The sequence below is a fragment of the Bradyrhizobium sp. OK095 genome (assembly GCF_900109945.1).
Lineage (GTDB): Bacteria > Pseudomonadota > Alphaproteobacteria > Rhizobiales > Xanthobacteraceae > Bradyrhizobium.
Map to the genome: position 1 here is coordinate 91,362 of NZ_FOBX01000007.1, position 15,349 is coordinate 106,710.

Here is a 15,349-nt window from a genome sequence, read left to right on the forward strand (position 1 = left end):
CGCCCTCATGCTTGCTGCCTTGCTACCCCCGCAAACGCCCGGAGTTCAAGTGCGACACGCTTTTCCTGTTAATGTTCCTTGATTGATTCGGGGGAAGCCGGACAGGGGCTGGGCACTTAACGTTCATGGCAAAGGATTCCGACCCACTGGCGGACGCCTTCGGCGACAAGGAGACCGGCGGGCTGTTCTCCGGACTTTTGGCCGAAGAAAGCTCGTTCGACCGCCGCATGATGTGGCGGCTGGGCTCGTGGGGCGTGGCCGCCGTCGGCGCCGTCGTGCTCGCGGTGTTCGCCAACCAGGCCCAACTCGGCTGGCGCCGCGACCAGGTCGCCTCCGCCGATCTCGCGCGCCAGGCCGACCGGTTGCAGATGCTGACCAAGGAGAGCCAGAACGAGGCTCGACGTCTCGCCTCCGCGATCGAGACGCTGAACACCGATCGCGACCGGCTCTATTCGCGCGTCACCGTGCTGGAGCAAGGGCTCGATTCCGCCACCGGCGCGATCGCGAAACAGAACGCAGTGACGCCGCAGGCCTCCGCAGCGAAGCCGCAGGACGCCCCCGGTCTGGTTGGACCGCCAGCCCCCACTATCGCGCCGGTCGCCTCGACGCCGGCACCAGCGAGCGACAAGCCGCGCGCGGAGGCCGCCAAGGAATCATCGAAGGAAACTTCGAAGGACGCCGCCAAGGAGCCGGCAGGCCCGCCGCCGCAGACTGCGGCTGCCGCTTCGCTCGTGCAGCAGTCACCCATGACGACGTCGGCGCTGCCGATGCTTCCGCTGGTGCCGTCCAAGTCGATCATGGCGCCGCCCGATCCGGCCGCGTCGAAACTGGTTCAGCCCGATACGAGCGAGAAGAAGCCCGAGCCGGCGCCCGCCCCGACCGAAGTCGCAGCCGTGCCAGCCAAGCCGCCGGAGGCAGCCGAGAGCGAAGCGCCTTCAATTGCGGTTCAACAGACTCGCTTTGCGATCGATCTCGGCGGCGCCAACTCGCTCGATGGCCTGCGCGCGCTCTGGCGCGGCGTGAGCAAATCCAATCCGGAAATAGCGGCGCTGCGGCCGATCATCATGATCAAGGAAGGCACCACCGGCCTCGGCATGCAGCTTCGCCTGGGTGCCGGCCCGCTGATCAACGCCGCCGCCGCGGCAAAGCTCTGCGCCGGCCTCGCCGAAAGCGATCGCCATTGCGAGACCACCGTGTTCGACGGCCAGCGCCTGTCACTGCGCGGCGGATCGGACAAGGGACAAGAAAAGTCTCAGGACAGGGTTTTGGAGAAGAACTCCGAGAAGACCCAGGATTCGGTGCCGCAAGCCGAGACGGCGCCTGCGCCCGCCGCCAAGCCGGACAAGCATCGCCGCGGTTATTCGTCAAAGCGCTCATCGAAGCGCGAAGAGCCGGCGCCGGCACCAGCGGCGCAGCCGGCAGCAGCAGCCAAGCCGGAGACGGCGTCTGCGGGATCGACATTGTCGTCGTTCTTCAGGCGATAGAGAATTCGCAATTTGCGGAACGATTGATCGCAGGCCCCAATTCAGCGTCTTCTATTTTTAAGTCGCCCATTTGAGAAGGAATTGCTTTCAATGCGCGGATTGAAATTGTTTGTCGTCGCTGCCGGAATGACCATTGCATCGAGCGCGCAGGCAGCCCCCCAGAGCTTTTACGGCAAGACGTTGCGTGTCAGCTGGAATGAAGCGCGGAGCCAGCGCGTACAAGGCGAAGGCGCCTTCAAGTCGGTCTCCATCCCGCTCTCGTTCACCGTCTATGTCAGCACCAAAGGTCAACTGTTCAAACGCCTGACCTCGACGACGGCGAACGGACGCACCTCGGGGTCGAAGGATCGTGTCGGCGACAGCGGAAGCGGTGCCGACGGCGCCGGTGCCGTGACCTTCCAGGGCAACACCCTGATTTCGACCGCCAACAATCACGGGCTCGGCCGCCGGATCCGCGTCACGTTCGACGGCGGGTCGTCATGCAGCGCCGAAGTGCTGACTGGCAAGTCCGGCGGCGGCGCGGCAACGGTGCGCAGCAACGCGACCGGCAAGATGCTCGAGTTCGAATCCGTTTCGGCAGGACCGGCATCCTGCTCGGTTCAGGAGGGCAACGTCTTCGCCAACTAGACGGCGATAGCTTTGCTCCGGTTTGGTCCACACGGGTCAGGAGAATTATCGACCTCCCCTGTTGCCCCCTCCCTTCTTCCCGACCATATTGCGCCCATGACAAAAAAGCCCTTCCGCCTCACGCCCTACCAGGTGCAGTTCCTGCTCGTCGTCGGCTTCGCATCCGTCGGCTATGCGCTCTATCTGCGCTATCTTGGCATCGAGAACTCGACCGTCGGGCTCGCCTGCGACGCCGGCCTCCAGACGTTGATCTGCAAGGCGCGCTCGGTCTCGACGGTGCTGTTCAAGAATTCGGTGTTCGGGATTGTCGCGCTGGTGGCGGCGACGCTGAACCTGATGCGGCCGTCGATCGTGCTCCTGACCGTCGGCATCATCGCCGCCGGCCTCGGCATCGTGCTCTACAATGTCTTGCTGGCGGGCCTTGCGATCGGCCTGTTCATTCTTGGATTTGCTCGGCCCGCGCCCGCCACAGCGTGAACGCGAACAAGAGATAGATCGCGCAGGTCCACAGCGACTGCCAATTGTCGCGGCCTTCGTTGATCAGCACAAAGACCGCCGACAGCGCGAGCACGCCCGCAAACACCGCTTCCGCGATCGGACGCTGGCCGATCTGCGGCCGGTTCAACATCAGCAACGCGAACGGCACCACCGCCATCGTCAGCGAGGCGTAGGGGAAGTCGTGGTAGCGCGGGTCGAACACGAAGCCGAGCGCGGTCTCCGCCGCGATCACCGCGCTCACCGCCAGCGTCAGGCCGAGCACGGCCGTGAGCTTCGACCATTTGCGGCCCTCGCGCGGACCGAGCAGGTCGAGGAAGGTCGGCAAGCTCCGGCCGATCACCATCGCCTGCGCGCAGAAGATCGGCGATAGGATGCCGGCCAGCAGCAGCGCTCCCCAATGCAGCCAGCCCGCCCAGCCGTAGCTCTCGTAATACATCTTGTCGGCGCCGATCCCGAGCAGGATGCCCGCCGACGTCGCCGAGATCGCCACCCCGAGCCAGGCCGAGAAGCGCGGCGTCCACGGCCGCCTGCGCAGCGTCAGGCCGGCGACCGCGAACACCAGCACGCACAGGCTCATGCCCGCGCCCATGTACCATTTCCAGTAAGGGAAATTGCTGATCGGCTGGCCGGGCGGATATTTCAGGTTCCGGCGCACCGAGTCATACAGACCCCAGTAACCGCCGACAGTGCCTTCCAGCTTGCGCTTCCATGGCTGGTCGTAGGACTCGATCAGATTGACGCGGAATTTCTGCGCCTTTGCCAGGCTGAGGATTTCCGAGACCACGCGCGCCTGGTTGGTACGCGACGGCAGCGCGCCCTCGCGCATGCGTCCTTCGCTGGGCCAGCCGGTTTCGCCGATCAGGATCTCTTTGCCAGGGAATGCCACCGCCATGCGCTCGCGGATCGCCTCGACATGGCTTGCTGCGAACTTCGCCTTGACCGGAAAATCCTCCCAATAGGGCAGGATGTGGATCGTGACGAAGTCGACGGCGTCGTAGACCTCGCGATTCCTGAGCCAGTACTCCCAGACGTCGGCATAAGTGACGGGCACGCTGACCTGGGCCTTCACCGAGCGGATGATGGAGACGAGGTCGGTGGTCGTCATCTCGCCGCGCAGCAGCACCTCGTTGCCGACGATGACCGCGGTGATGATTCCGGGGAAATCCTTGGAGAGGCGGACCGCCAGCGCAGCCTGCTCAAGATTCTTGGAGCGGTTGCTGGAGAGCCAGATGCCTTGCAGCACCTTCAGCCCGCCGATCCTGGCGGCGATCGCCGGCACCTGGTCGAGCCCGTTCTCCATCGAATAGGTGCGGACGCAGTCGGTGATCTCCTTGAGCTGGCGCAGATCCTGCTCAATCTGGTCGGCCTCGATATGGGTCCATGCGTTCAGCGGCGACTGCTCGCCGCGGAACGGCGCGTAGGAGACGCACTGAACCTTGTCGGCGGGATCAATCGGGGCGCGCGCGAGCGTGATCGGCGTGGCCAGCCACCACCACACGGCAGCAATCGCACCCAGTGAAACGAGCAGAAGCGCCAGTGGCGTACGAAGAGAAATAGGTTCCGTCCTCCCGAGGTGCCGTCGATTACCTGCTCGCACGCCGTCTGCCAAGGGGTGTCACCGGGGTGGCGCCCGCTCCCCCAAGGAATTTACCTGAGCAATTTACCTGCGGCCGTTCGACAGAGGCCTAGGATCGTGACTTTGCTGGACAAAATTCGAAATACAGGTCATGGGATTTTGCGGGACTTTTCCGCCGCATTGGAGACCCATTTGGACGCCATCAGCTAGCGCGTCCGCGGGATCCTGGCGCCGGCGGTGAGCGGAGAAATTGGGGAATTCATGCGGCAACGGGTGCGTCAGTCACGAAATGCGGTCCTGCGGCAGTTCGCCGCCACCTTGGCCGTCTCCTCCCTTCTGGCTCTGGCCGGCCTCGCTAGCGCCTCCGCCCAGAGCGGCACGCCCGCCCCCGACCAGAGCAAGGCAGCCGCCCAGCCTGCCGACGCCGCCGCCAAGGACGCCGCCCAGAACCAGCGCCGCACCGACGAGTTCGCCGAAGCCGCCCAGGTCATCAACGGCCCGGCCGGCAATCCCGAATGCGTCTGGCTCGGCCGGCGCGTGGTCCGTCTGATGTGGCGGGATGACCTCGATACCGCGTTCCGACATCTCGACCTCTATGACCGCTTCGGCTGCCCCGGCGGCCACATCCAGGCCGCCTTCCGCTGCCTGACCCGGTTCGGCGGCCAGATCGATCCCAAGGTCGCCGAGACCCTGGACAGCCGTGTGCACGCTTGCTGGATTAATCCGGCCTCCCAGCCGCAGCAGGCGGCGGCCGCGGCCTCCCAGCCGGCAGCGCCGACCACAGGCAATTCGCAAGCCCCGCAGCCGGCCGCGAGCCCCTCGCCCGCGGCAAGCCCATCGCCGGCGCCCCCGAAATAATTGCGGATCGTTTCAGCTGCCGTTCAGGAACGATCGGCGATAGAGACGGTTGGCACTGCCGCACACTCCGAAACTGTCATGCCCTCATACGGTCATGAGGCCATGACAGTTGTGAAACCGCGCGGCAGAGGTATGCTCCCTTTGCCGCGGACTCGGTCGGATCTCGGGGTCGGATCCGCTTCCCTGCCACCTCAGCCCCTTTTGGTTTAGCCGCGATGCGCGTTGTCGCCGCCGTTCTGTTGCTCGTGTCCCTGCTTCACGCCGGGCTGTGGGGAGTCCTGCGCGACAAGGAGCCCGCGCCTGACTTCAAGGGCCTGTTGCCGAGCCTCTCCTACACTCCGTTCGAACCCGGCCATGTCGTCGACAACAACGTCGATCCCGACAAGATTCGCGCCGACATGAAAAAGCTCTCCACCATCACGCGTGCCATCCGCTCCTACTCGGCGACGGAAGGCAACGAGTTGGTGCCGCCCATCGCCGCCGAATTCGGCATCAAGGTCACGGTCGGCGCCTGGATCGACAAGGACCCGGATCGCAACGAGCGCGAGATCAAGGCCGCCATCGAGCTCGCCCGCAAGAACAGCAACGTCAACGGCGTCGTCGTCGGCAACGAGGTGATCTACCGCGGCGAGCAGAAGGTCGAAGACCTCATCGACATGATCAAGAAGGTGAAGGGCGCGGTCCGCGTGCCCGTGACCACCGGCGAGATCTGGAACATCTGGCGCGACAACCCCGACCTTGCCTCCAACGTCGACTTCATCGCCGCCCACGTGCTGCCCTATTGGGAAAACTTCCGCTCCGACCAGGCGGTCGACCAAGGTGTCGACCGCTACAATTTGCTGCGCAATCTGTTCCCCGGCAAGCGCATCGTGATCGCCGAGTTCGGCTGGCCGAGCCAGGGCTATAACCTTCGCAGTGCCGATCCGGGTCAGTTCCAGCAGGCGCTGACCTTGCGCAATTTCGTCAGCCGCGCCGAAGCCATCGGCATGGAATACAACATCGTCGAAGCGATCGATCAGCCCTGGAAATACTTCGAAGGCGGCGTCGGTCCCTACTGGGGCATCCTCAACGCCAGCCGCGAGCCGAAATTTGCCTGGACCGGCCCGGTCGAGAACCCCGACTATTGGAAGCTGATGACGATTGCGCTCTTGGTCGGCGTCCTCTTGTCGCTGCCGATCCTGCGGCTGGAGCAGCCGACCGCGAGGCAGGCATTTTTGCTGTCGGCGACTGCTAACGGCGTCGGCACCTGGGCTGCCATCGTGTTCGCGTTCTGGAACGGGCACTATTTCATCTTCGGCTCGGCGTTCGCGCTCACGCTCGGCATGATCCTGCTTGTTCCGCTCGTGCTGATCGCGATGGCGCGCATCGACGAGATCGCGGCTGTCGCCTTCGGCCGGCCGCCGCAACGGCTGCTCGCCAAGAGCAAGCCGGTCGAGAACGTCCCCGAGAATTACTATCCAAAAGTCTCGATCCACATCCCCGCTTATTTCGAGCCGGTCGAGATGCTGAAGCAGACGCTCGATGCGCTGTCGCGACTGAACTATCCGAACTACGAATGCGTGGTCATCATCAACAACACGCCCGATCCGGCCTTCTGGCAGCCGATCCAGGACCATTGCCGCGCACTCGGTGAACGCTTCAAGTTCATCAACGCCGAGAAGGTGCAGGGTTTCAAGGCCGGCGCGCTGCGCATCGCGATGGACCGCACCGCCGTCGATGCCGAGATCATCGGCATCCTCGATGCCGACTATGTCGTCGACCCCGATTGGCTGAAGGACCTGGTGCCGGCTTTCGCCGACCCGCGCGTCGGCCTCGTGCAGGCGCCGCAGGAGCATCGCGACGGCGATCTGTCGATCATGCACTACATCATGAACGGCGAATATGCCGGCTTCTTCGACATCGGCATGGTCCAGCGCAACGAGGTCAACGCCATCATCGTGCACGGCACGATGTGCCTGATCCGCCGCGCCGCGATGGACATGGCCGGCGGCTGGTCGAGCGACACGATCTGCGAGGACTCAGATCTCGGCCTTGCGATCCAGCAGCTCGGCTGGACCACGCACTACACCCGCCACCGCTACGGCCAGGGCCTGCTCCCCGACACCTACGAGGCCTTCAAGAAGCAGCGTCACCGCTGGGCCTATGGCGGCCTCCAGATCGTGAAGAAGCACTGGCGCAACTTCCTGCCCGGCAAGAGCCGGCTGACGCCCGACCAGAAGCGCGAATACGGCCTGGGCTGGCTGAACTGGCTGGGCGCCGAAAGCCTCGGCGTGGTCGTGGCGCTGCTCAACCTCGTCTGGGTGCCGATCGTCGCCTTCGCCGACATCGCCATCCCCGACAAGATTTTGACGCTGCCGATCATCGGCGCCTTCGTCGTCTCGCTCGCACACTTCCTGTCGATGTACCGCGCGCGCGTCGCGATCAAACCCGGCCAGATGCTGGGCGCCATGATCGCCGCGATGAGCGTGCAATGGACGGTGTCGCGCGCGGTGGCGCAGGGCCTCATCACCGAGCACATCGCGTTCGCGCGCACCTCCAAGGGCGGCCTCAGCAGGATGTCGATCGAGTTCCAGGCATTCTGGGAGGCCGTGATCGGCACCTTGCTCCTGGTCGGCGCCGGCGTGCTGGTCGCCTCCAACAGTTTTCGGCAGATCACCGAGATCTACATCTTCGCAGGCGTCCTGGTGCTGCAAAGCCTGCCGTTCCTGGCCGCGGTCGCGATCGCCATCCTCGAGCTCAGCCGCATCAACTCGTTCCAGTTCTGGCGCGACAGCGCGATCCGCACTGCCGAGCTGATCGGCCTGCGCCCGGTCGCGCTGCCGACCCCCGGCAGCACCGCACAGCCGGTGCCGAGCGAGGTGCGGCGGGAGGCGAACTGACGGCAGGACGGCCCTCCGGCGCGAGCAAGACGTTCGCGCTGACACACCAATGCCGCTGTTCGACGTGGATAGCTGCCCGCCAATCGGGTTGAGCATCCGGGCCTAAGCGGCGGATAGCGCACGCAAATCCCCGCTCCTGCCACGAGTTTCGGCAGCCACTCCCGCTATTGACCTCCGCAGCCACTCCCCCTACACAGCGCGGGCCGAAAGCATGATCCGGAAACAGCCGGTTTTTCCCCGCGACGCAAGTTACGCGCAGCGGCAAGACATGCTTCTCAAATGTCCGAACACGATGGCAACCTCTTCGAAGCCATCAGCGGCCATGGGAGCGCGTAGCTCAGCCGGTAGAGCACGTGACTTTTAATCACGGGGTCCTGGGTTCGAGCCCCAGCGCGCTCACCAAATGCCTTCTCTCAAGTGGAAGGGATACTTGTCGACGTGAGCCGTACCACCTTGGAGGACATGGAGCGAAACCCGTCTGGATGGCGTATCCAGGATGTGGATGCGATCTGCGTCGCGCACGGCGCGAGATGTGTGCCCCCACGGGGCGGTGGCTCCCACTACAAGATATCGAAACCAGGCAAGGTTGAGATTTTGACAGTACCTTTCAAGCGACCGATTAAGCCGATATATATCAAGAAGCTGGTGGCCTTCCTGCGAGACTGAGAACCGATGGGCGAGCGTCCGCACTACAAGATCATTATCGAACCGCTCTCAGAGGAAGATGGCGGCGGATTCGTTGCGACCGTTCCTGATCTCCCCGGCTGCATGTCTGATGGCGCAACCGAATTTGAGGCTGTGCAAAACGTCCAGGACGCGATCACATGCTGGATTGAAGCGGCCGAAGAGAACCACCGTCCGATTCCCGTTCCATCGCACTTGCGACCAGCTGCGGCGGGTTAGAAGTTCGCTTTCAATCGGCGCGATGTTATGCTCGTCGCAGAACCTGGAGTGTCTCGATGCGCAAAATCGTTGTCGCCGTCATGCTTGCCCTGATCGCCGCCCCCGCGCTGGCGCAGGACCATGTTCAGCAGTATGGCGAACAGCCCAAGGAGAAGACGGAGACGGAGAAGGCGGACGACGCTCGGGCTGAGCGCGCCTATCAACGCTCCCTCAACAATGTTCCGGACCAGAAGGCGGTCGATCCGTGGGGAACTGCCCGCGGCGATGATACATCGAAGAAGTCGGCCGCGCCGGCCAAGCCGGCGGTGAAGCATTCGTCCAAGGCCAAGAGCGGCAGCACCGCCAATTAGTCTCGACGCGCCCTCAGCTCTCCGGCGCCAACACCGCAGCCGGCACACTCAGCGGCGCCCCCCCAACCGAAACAGGCCCGGCAGACTTCGGCTGCCGAACCATCCGCTTGCGCATCGCTGCGGAGAATCCATAGCGCGCATGCGCTTTTCGGATGGAGGACGTGACGTCCGACATCATTGCGCTCTGCAGCGTATCGATCTTCGCGATGAGCGTGGACAGCTGCGAAGATATCTTCCTCACATCGACCCGTTCGTCCGTGATGCTCTGTCGCAGAGACAGCAGCACCATTGAATCCTGCTGCACGAGAGCCGCATTTTGCTGCAACGCTTGGCTGTTCTCCTGCAGCGAAGCGGTGTGTTGCTGCTGGGCCGACTGAATGTCCTTCAAGGCAGCGACAACCGGATCCGGTTTTGGCGCGGAAGCTTCCAGGCGCGGCAACAATTCAGCCCAACTGCTGACATTCAGCGACGTAAAATCGGATGGCGATGTATAGATGGCCGCCGAGCCATTGATGGCCAGGGCACACACCGACAGTGCCAGGACCGATTTCCGGCTGGACCGCTTGATCGGTACTGGAGCTTCCGCGGGTTCCGGCGCTGCGGCTGCGAGCGCCAGTGCTGCGGGGTCGAATTGTTCGACGAGGCCTTGCGCTTCCGATGTCATGGTCACGTGTATTGACCCCAAATGAGCGAGCAAAAGGAAGCCGACGCCGGAACGTCCTCGCGACGACCCCTTTACGCAGCACCCACCTACACAACTGTTTAAAATTGTGGGCTTTTTGGCTTAATTCCAGGTTAGCGAAATGGCCGCCTGGCATGCCCACCCATCCCGGCCGAATACGGGGTCTGCGCGATGGAACTGGAAATGGGGACAGCCTGCTCGAAGTGCCCCAAAAGCCGCAAGACAACGCCCTCAAAAGGTGTAGGATTCGAGAAAATCAGGAGGAGCGGCATGTTTGAAATCAACGGTTTCGACACGGCAGGCGTCGTCAGCCTCAAGCGGGCTTCACTCGCCGCCGCCCTGAAGAAGGCCAGAGAGCTTATCCAGGACGGTTGCTGGGACGTTCAGATCGTTGATCCCATGGGCCGGGTTTACACCTCGTTTGAGGAGCAAGCGGCTTAGCCGCCCGACCTTCGCAGCCTTTCAGAAAGCCGCCATCCGATCGCGCTTCGCGCGCTCTGGCTGTTGCGGTGATCCAAACGAAAACCCCAGCGCTTGGTGGAGCGCTGGGGCGTTTTCAAAATATCAATCGGTAAAGCAATGAGGCGTTGTTAGCAGCGGTCTCGACAATTGCTTGTGAACTGGTTCACACGGCTCCGCCGATCTTGCGACTTCCCGGTGGCTATCCGCCTCGGCCGACACTGGACGAGGCGCTGTTGAGCCAGCGCTGCGTTGCTTCGTCGCTCCAGCCGGGGACGGCGAAGCGCGCGCGAGAATTCACGTCCGTGCCGCGACCGGTGACCGGAGGATGGCGTTTCGCGGAATCGCGCGCACGAGCCTGATGCACCGTTGCGGCGCTTGCGGACGTGCACAGGACGATCAAGAGGCCCATGGCCAAGACTGAGCGCATCCTATCGGCTCCAATCGAGCAACTGTTCGGGCCTATGTGATGCGCCAGCCGTCCCACCGCAATCTGACGCGGCTTCACACCTCAGGGAGCGAAGGCAACGCGATTGCGAAGCCGCGAACCGCCGCTCCACTTCCGCGCGCCATGCCGTTGCCAATCAACCCGTTTGGGAGCACGCTCTCTCCAGGCGCGCAGACGCCGCTCAGGGAGAAAGTCATGAAGGAACCGGGCCTGGATGGTCGCCACCGGGACAAGGATGGCGCGATCAGCAAGAAGCACGGCAACACGCTGGTCGGTACGTTGCGCAAGATCTACGGCAAGGGTTTTGCGGCCGGCTATCCGGACACGAGCCAACTCAGCGAAGTCTTGCAACAATTGAACGAGACGTCGCTGAGCCAGTTGCGTCGCGATCACGACACCGGGCATCTCGGGCACAAGATCGACCACGCCCCGAAGTAACGGCTTTTCGCCCGGCCCAATATCAGGTGGTTGAAACCAGCTCCGCTGCTTGTCACCGATGGCACCTTGGTGCCTGAGGCGGAAGCAGATACCGGCAAGCTCTCAGCCACCGTTTGAGCGTTCGGGCACGCAGCGCTAGGATGAGCCTTTTTCCGGAGGCTCATTTGAAACAGCTCATTATCATTGCCGCCGTTGCACTCGCCGTGACGGCTCCCGCCCGCTCACAGGCGCTGGTCGATCCCAACAAGGTTGCCCCCGAATACCGCGAGGCGGCCGAGAAGCGCCGGGCCGAGCAGATACGTCAGCGCGAATGCGCGCTGAAGGCCGATCTGGAGAAGGTGCTGCCGAGGGATCGCACCGCCTATCTCACCCATTGCCTGGACACGATCGCGGCCAAGCAATAGCGGCGGCGAAATCAACGCCGGCGTTGCCGCTGCCGCCCATTGCGGCGGACCGGTGATGCTTGTCGTCCGTTCTCTCGAACAAGCCGATCCCATCTGGTGCAGCAGGCCTGCCATTCAATCCGCTGGAGCATTCAAGCTTTCTTCAGGATTTTGGGATCAGCTGGCCGTCCATTTTCAGCAATCATTGTCGATGGCGCATGAGCTTCGTCCAGATCCAGTGCACGCGGTGCAAGGGCATGTTCCGCGATCGCGCCGGGCTGTTGCAGGACGGCTATTCCCGACAATGTCCGAGCTGTGAGGTCGTCCTGTTCTTCGCCGAGGACGCACCGCATCCCTTCATCAAGCGCGCGATGCGCAATGCGCGCAAGGCCCGCAAGGAGCAGCGCGAGGCCGAAGCCGCGAGGCTCGCCGCGCCGCAGCCGCAAGCAGCCCCGTCGCGGCGATTTGCCGGACGTGCGCGCACGGCACAGAGATCGGATTAGAGGCCGGACGAGCGCGGTCACCTCGGGCAAAGCTTGCGCGATTTGTCGCACCCACGCCGCGAGCTTCAGCGCCCCTGCTTCCGCGGAAACAGGCGATCACGGATGTAGCGCGAGGTCGGCGTCAGCCGGAGACCGCGCGGCTTCTGCCAGGCGGCGCGGTCGATCTCGTTCTTGTCGCCGATCGCGAGCCTGCCCTTGGCGCCCTTGGCGATGAAGATTGCGTCGCTCATCTTGCGGCCGGAGCGCTTGTTCCTGGCCGTGACTTCCTTCCAGAGGCTGATCCGGCCGAGCTTCAGCTTGGGCAGCTCTTCCTTGATCTCCCGCCGCAGGCAGTCCTTGTCGGACTCGCGCGCGCGTTTGCGGCCGCCAGGGAACATCCACAGGCCGTCCGACCGGCGTCTGACCAACAATACCTTGCCGCGCTTCGCTGCAACCAGCTTGGAAGACTTCGCCATTACTATTCGTAGGCTCGAAAATAGAATCTCGCCTATCGTAACTTGTCTAGCTGAATAGACAAGTTCGGCCGGGGCCTTGATCACAGCCCGTGCAGAGCGCTCAGCCCTCGCTCGCCCCCGCCCGGTCCTCCGTCCTGATCCAGGCCATCATCATCTCCCAGGCCACCGACAGGATGATCGGCCCGATGAACAGGCCGACGATGCCGTGCGCGAGCGTGCCGCCGATCACGCCGACGAAGATCACGATGGTCGGCGTGGTCAGGCCGCGCCCCATCACCAGCGGCTTCAACATCGTGTCGAGGAAGCCGACGACGACCAGAAACACGGTGAGTAGCAGCGCCGTGGTGACGTCCTTGGCGGTCCAGATCCAGATGATGACAGGCAGCAGCACGAGGAAGGCGCCGATCTGCACGATAGAGAGCAGCAGCACGATGAAGGCGAGCAGGCCGGCGCTCGGCACGGCCGCGAGCTTGAAGCCGATGCCGGCAAGCAAGGCCTGCACGATGGCGACGCCGATCACGCCTTGCGCCACAGCGCGGATGGTCGCGCCTGCGAGCCCCAGAAAATGCTCGCTCTGCTCGGGCACGATGCGAAACAGGAAGCCGCGGCCGGCCGCGACCAGCCTCGGCCCATGCGGGAACAGGAAGCCGGCCACGAACACCGAGACCAGAAACTGGAGCGTTCCGAGGCCGGCGTCGCCCGCGAGCGACAATAACGGCCCCGCCAGCGGCTGGAGATAGGGCGCCACCTCGCGCAGCACCGCGCGGATGTTGTTGTAGGCCTGCTCCCAGAGGTCAAAAAGCCAGGGACCGACCAGCGGCCACGATTTGAGCTGCTCCGGCGCCGACTGCAGCGCGAGATCGCCGGTGCCGAGTTGGCGCGCCAGCTCGTGCACGCCGTCGACCGCGCTGATGCCGAGCCAGGTCGCCGGGCCGATGACTATCCCGAGCGTGATCAGGGTGAGGATGACCGCCGCGGTCTTGGGCCGGCCGCCGAGCAATTTGGCGACCCAGCTGAAGGCCGGGTAGAAGGCGACGGCGAGCACACCGCTCCAGGCCAGGATCGGCACGAAGGGGCGGATGATCAGGAACGTCCAGATGATCAACAGGCCGAGCAGGCCGAGCCGGATCACGAGCTGGATGATGTCCTGTCCCGTCAGGAGCTGGCGGAGGCTTTTCACGGGCAGGGCTTTCCTTGCGGCATCACGCGGACTCCGGCACTGGCACAGCCCCGGGTTATTGCCAGCCCCGCCCCCGCCGTCAAGACGACGGGGCTCCTTGCCGCTTTCACGCCATCGGGCCGCTGCGCCGCCCGGCACGGCGTCCGGCGCCGCCGGGCGGGCTGATGGCCCCCTAGAAGTGATAGTTCACGCCCACCGTTCCGGTCTGAATGTTCAGCTTCACATTGGCGGGCGTCGCCACGAGGTTGCCGGTCGTCACCGGCTGCTCGCTGATCGCACCAAAGCCCATGTAGTTGTATTCGGCCCGCACCGACCAGTTCGGCATGAACATCCACTCGACGCCGCCGCCGGCAAGCCAGCCGGTGCGGTTGAAGCTGCCCGAGGCCGAGCCGGCGAGCGCGCCGGCAAGGCCGTTATTGACGTAGTATTTGTCGCGGGTGAAGGCTGCACCGCCCTTGGCGTAGAGCAGCACGCGGTCGAAGGCGACACCGAAGCGGCCGGCGACCGTCGCGATATAGTCGTTCTTCAGCGAGAACACGAAGCCGGCGCCGCCGCCGAACGGGCTGTTGCTGCTCAGCTTGACGCTCGACCAGGCGCCGGTGCCTTCGAGGCCCACCACGAAATTGCTGATCTGGTAGTTGCCGCCGATCTGGCCGCCGGCCACACCGCCACTGGCCGTGACCGAGCTCCAGGTCGCCGCCGGATCGGTCGGGTCCATGCCGGACCATTTACTCCACGCGCCGCCGCCATGGGCGCCGATATAGAAGCCGGTCCAGCTGAAGATCTGAGCCGCCACCGGCGCCTTCACCGGCGCTGGCGCAATGATGTCAGCGGCAAATGCCGGCGTTGCCAGCGACAGCAGCGTAGCCGTCAGAACAAGCTTCTTCCCCATGACCCTAACCCCCATTGACTTGCACCCGCCCGAACGGGGCGACGGGTGAAATCTAGCTGCGGGATCGGAGGGGCGCTTGGACCGGTCGGCGGTGCGATCAGGACTGACGGGCGCTGCATAAACCGGGAAAATCCTGCAATGCCCGCGACCCGAGCCGGGTTTGCCTAACACCCATTAACCGGATTTTTGTGGGCCGGTTTACGCCGATGCAAAGGCTCGTATCTACCTTTGGCGTCGAGGTCCCAAAAACACTTTCGGTACAATGGCCAACAGCATCTGGACGACCGAAGAATTCACCTGCCCGGGTTGCAGCATGAACTACGCCGCGACAAGGGAGGAGCACAGCGAAGCGCATTCCGGCAGCTTCAAGTGCAGCATCTGTAGCGGCGTGGTGCACAGCTGGTCGGGGAAGCATCATTTCTTCGGCTGGCAAGCGGTGAAGACGAAGCCGCTTGTTTTCGGAAGGCGCTGGGCGGGAGTGGAGTGGTAGGCTGAGGCAGAGCAAGAGCTAAGCTTCGAGACAGCTGCTCAGCCAAGCCGATCCCTTTCCGATCTCATGGCGAACGAAATCGGACAACACTTGCCGCATGTCGTGATCGTTGCGCTTACGACCTCCTCTTCCAGCCAGAGCCAGCCAAGCGATGTGTCTGTGTCGAAGCGTGTCGAACGCCACGCGGCTCGGCATGCCCCAGCGTTTCGGCGCGTCGCGATGTCCGCTTTGCTCCGATACCGAC

Annotated in this window: 17 protein-coding genes and 1 tRNA gene; 13 read left to right on the forward strand and 5 right to left on the reverse strand. The window is 63.9% G+C overall.

Annotated elements, in window-relative coordinates:
* The first annotated feature begins 125 nt into the window (after window positions 1–125).
* From BMW89_RS19340 to BMW89_RS19350, 3 genes are all read left to right on the forward strand, one after another.
* The gene (locus BMW89_RS19340; RefSeq protein ID WP_092028603.1) at window positions 126–1,484 is read left to right on the forward strand and encodes a hypothetical protein; all 1,359 of its coding nucleotides are present in this window, start codon (window positions 126–128) and stop codon (window positions 1,482–1,484) included.
* A gap of 126 nt (window positions 1,485–1,610) precedes the next feature.
* Window positions 1,611–2,111 carry a hypothetical protein gene (locus BMW89_RS19345; protein ID WP_177196170.1) on the forward strand — a complete coding sequence of 167 codons (501 nt, stop codon included), beginning with the start codon at window positions 1,611–1,613 and terminating at the stop codon, window positions 2,109–2,111.
* Between the two features lie 96 nt (window positions 2,112–2,207).
* Window positions 2,208–2,588: a hypothetical protein gene (locus BMW89_RS19350; RefSeq protein ID WP_092028605.1), complete on the forward strand. Its 381-nt coding sequence runs from the start codon at window positions 2,208–2,210 to the stop codon at window positions 2,586–2,588.
* Here BMW89_RS19350 and BMW89_RS19355 read toward each other — a convergent pair.
* Window positions 2,548–4,107 carry a glycoside hydrolase family 17 protein gene (locus BMW89_RS19355; protein ID WP_143062797.1) on the reverse strand — a complete coding sequence of 520 codons (1,560 nt, stop codon included), beginning with the start codon at window positions 4,105–4,107 and terminating at the stop codon, window positions 2,548–2,550. The two genes, BMW89_RS19350 and BMW89_RS19355, sit on opposite strands and share 41 nt — an antisense overlap.
* A gap of 339 nt (window positions 4,108–4,446) precedes the next feature.
* On the opposite strand from BMW89_RS19355, the gene BMW89_RS19360 reads away from it, so the two are divergent.
* The 5 genes from BMW89_RS19360 (at window position 4,447) to BMW89_RS19385 (ending at window position 9,175) form a co-directional block, all read left to right on the forward strand.
* The gene (locus BMW89_RS19360; protein ID WP_092028606.1) at window positions 4,447–5,043 is read left to right on the forward strand and encodes a beta-1-3, beta-1-6-glucan biosynthesis protein; all 597 of its coding nucleotides are present in this window, start codon (window positions 4,447–4,449) and stop codon (window positions 5,041–5,043) included.
* A 215-nt stretch (window positions 5,044–5,258) separates the two neighbouring features.
* Window positions 5,259–7,922, forward strand: coding sequence for a glycosyltransferase (locus tag BMW89_RS19365; RefSeq protein WP_092028607.1), 2,664 nt, complete (start codon window positions 5,259–5,261; stop codon window positions 7,920–7,922).
* Window positions 7,923–8,248: 326 nt separating this feature from the next.
* Window positions 8,249–8,324: transfer RNA gene (locus BMW89_RS19370), tRNA-Lys, on the forward strand.
* 270 nt (window positions 8,325–8,594) lie between these two features.
* Window positions 8,595–8,825, forward strand: a complete 231-nt coding sequence (locus tag BMW89_RS19380) for a type II toxin-antitoxin system HicB family antitoxin (RefSeq protein WP_092028608.1) — start codon at window positions 8,595–8,597, stop codon at window positions 8,823–8,825.
* 56 nt (window positions 8,826–8,881) lie between these two features.
* Window positions 8,882–9,175: a hypothetical protein gene (locus BMW89_RS19385; protein WP_092028609.1), complete on the forward strand. Its 294-nt coding sequence runs from the start codon at window positions 8,882–8,884 to the stop codon at window positions 9,173–9,175.
* A gap of 13 nt (window positions 9,176–9,188) precedes the next feature.
* Here BMW89_RS19385 and BMW89_RS19390 read toward each other — a convergent pair whose 3' ends face one another.
* On the reverse strand, window positions 9,189–9,839 hold the full coding sequence (locus BMW89_RS19390) for a hypothetical protein (RefSeq protein ID WP_177196212.1): 651 nt from the start codon (window positions 9,837–9,839) through the stop codon (window positions 9,189–9,191).
* A gap of 288 nt (window positions 9,840–10,127) precedes the next feature.
* On the opposite strand from BMW89_RS19390, the gene BMW89_RS37965 reads away from it, so the two are divergent.
* The 4 genes from BMW89_RS37965 to BMW89_RS19410 all read left to right on the forward strand — a co-directional run bounded on the left by BMW89_RS37965 (window position 10,128) and on the right by BMW89_RS19410 (window position 12,088).
* Entirely contained in the window at window positions 10,128–10,298 is a 171-nt protein-coding gene (locus BMW89_RS37965; RefSeq protein ID WP_177196171.1) for a hypothetical protein, read from the forward strand.
* A gap of 661 nt (window positions 10,299–10,959) precedes the next feature.
* On the forward strand, window positions 10,960–11,202 hold the full coding sequence (locus BMW89_RS19400; protein ID WP_092028910.1) for a hypothetical protein: 243 nt from the start codon (window positions 10,960–10,962) through the stop codon (window positions 11,200–11,202).
* 164 nt (window positions 11,203–11,366) lie between these two features.
* Window positions 11,367–11,606 carry a hypothetical protein gene (locus BMW89_RS19405; protein WP_092028911.1) on the forward strand — a complete coding sequence of 80 codons (240 nt, stop codon included), beginning with the start codon at window positions 11,367–11,369 and terminating at the stop codon, window positions 11,604–11,606.
* A 197-nt stretch (window positions 11,607–11,803) separates the two neighbouring features.
* Entirely contained in the window at window positions 11,804–12,088 is a 285-nt protein-coding gene (locus tag BMW89_RS19410; RefSeq protein WP_092028611.1) for a hypothetical protein, read from the forward strand.
* A 65-nt stretch (window positions 12,089–12,153) separates the two neighbouring features.
* Here the strand turns inward: BMW89_RS19410 and BMW89_RS19415 are convergent, their stop codons facing one another.
* From BMW89_RS19415 to BMW89_RS19425, 3 genes are all read right to left on the reverse strand, one after another.
* On the reverse strand, window positions 12,154–12,543 hold the full coding sequence (locus BMW89_RS19415; protein WP_177196172.1) for an NUDIX hydrolase: 390 nt from the start codon (window positions 12,541–12,543) through the stop codon (window positions 12,154–12,156).
* A gap of 100 nt (window positions 12,544–12,643) precedes the next feature.
* Window positions 12,644–13,729 carry an AI-2E family transporter gene (locus BMW89_RS19420; protein ID WP_092028912.1) on the reverse strand — a complete coding sequence of 362 codons (1,086 nt, stop codon included), beginning with the start codon at window positions 13,727–13,729 and terminating at the stop codon, window positions 12,644–12,646.
* Between the two features lie 166 nt (window positions 13,730–13,895).
* On the reverse strand, window positions 13,896–14,615 hold the full coding sequence (locus BMW89_RS19425; RefSeq protein WP_177196173.1) for an outer membrane protein: 720 nt from the start codon (window positions 14,613–14,615) through the stop codon (window positions 13,896–13,898).
* 262 nt (window positions 14,616–14,877) lie between these two features.
* Between BMW89_RS19425 and BMW89_RS19430 the strand changes: the two genes are divergently transcribed.
* On the forward strand, window positions 14,878–15,105 hold the full coding sequence (locus BMW89_RS19430; protein WP_092028613.1) for a hypothetical protein: 228 nt from the start codon (window positions 14,878–14,880) through the stop codon (window positions 15,103–15,105).
* Window positions 15,106–15,349: the final 244 nt, after the last annotated feature.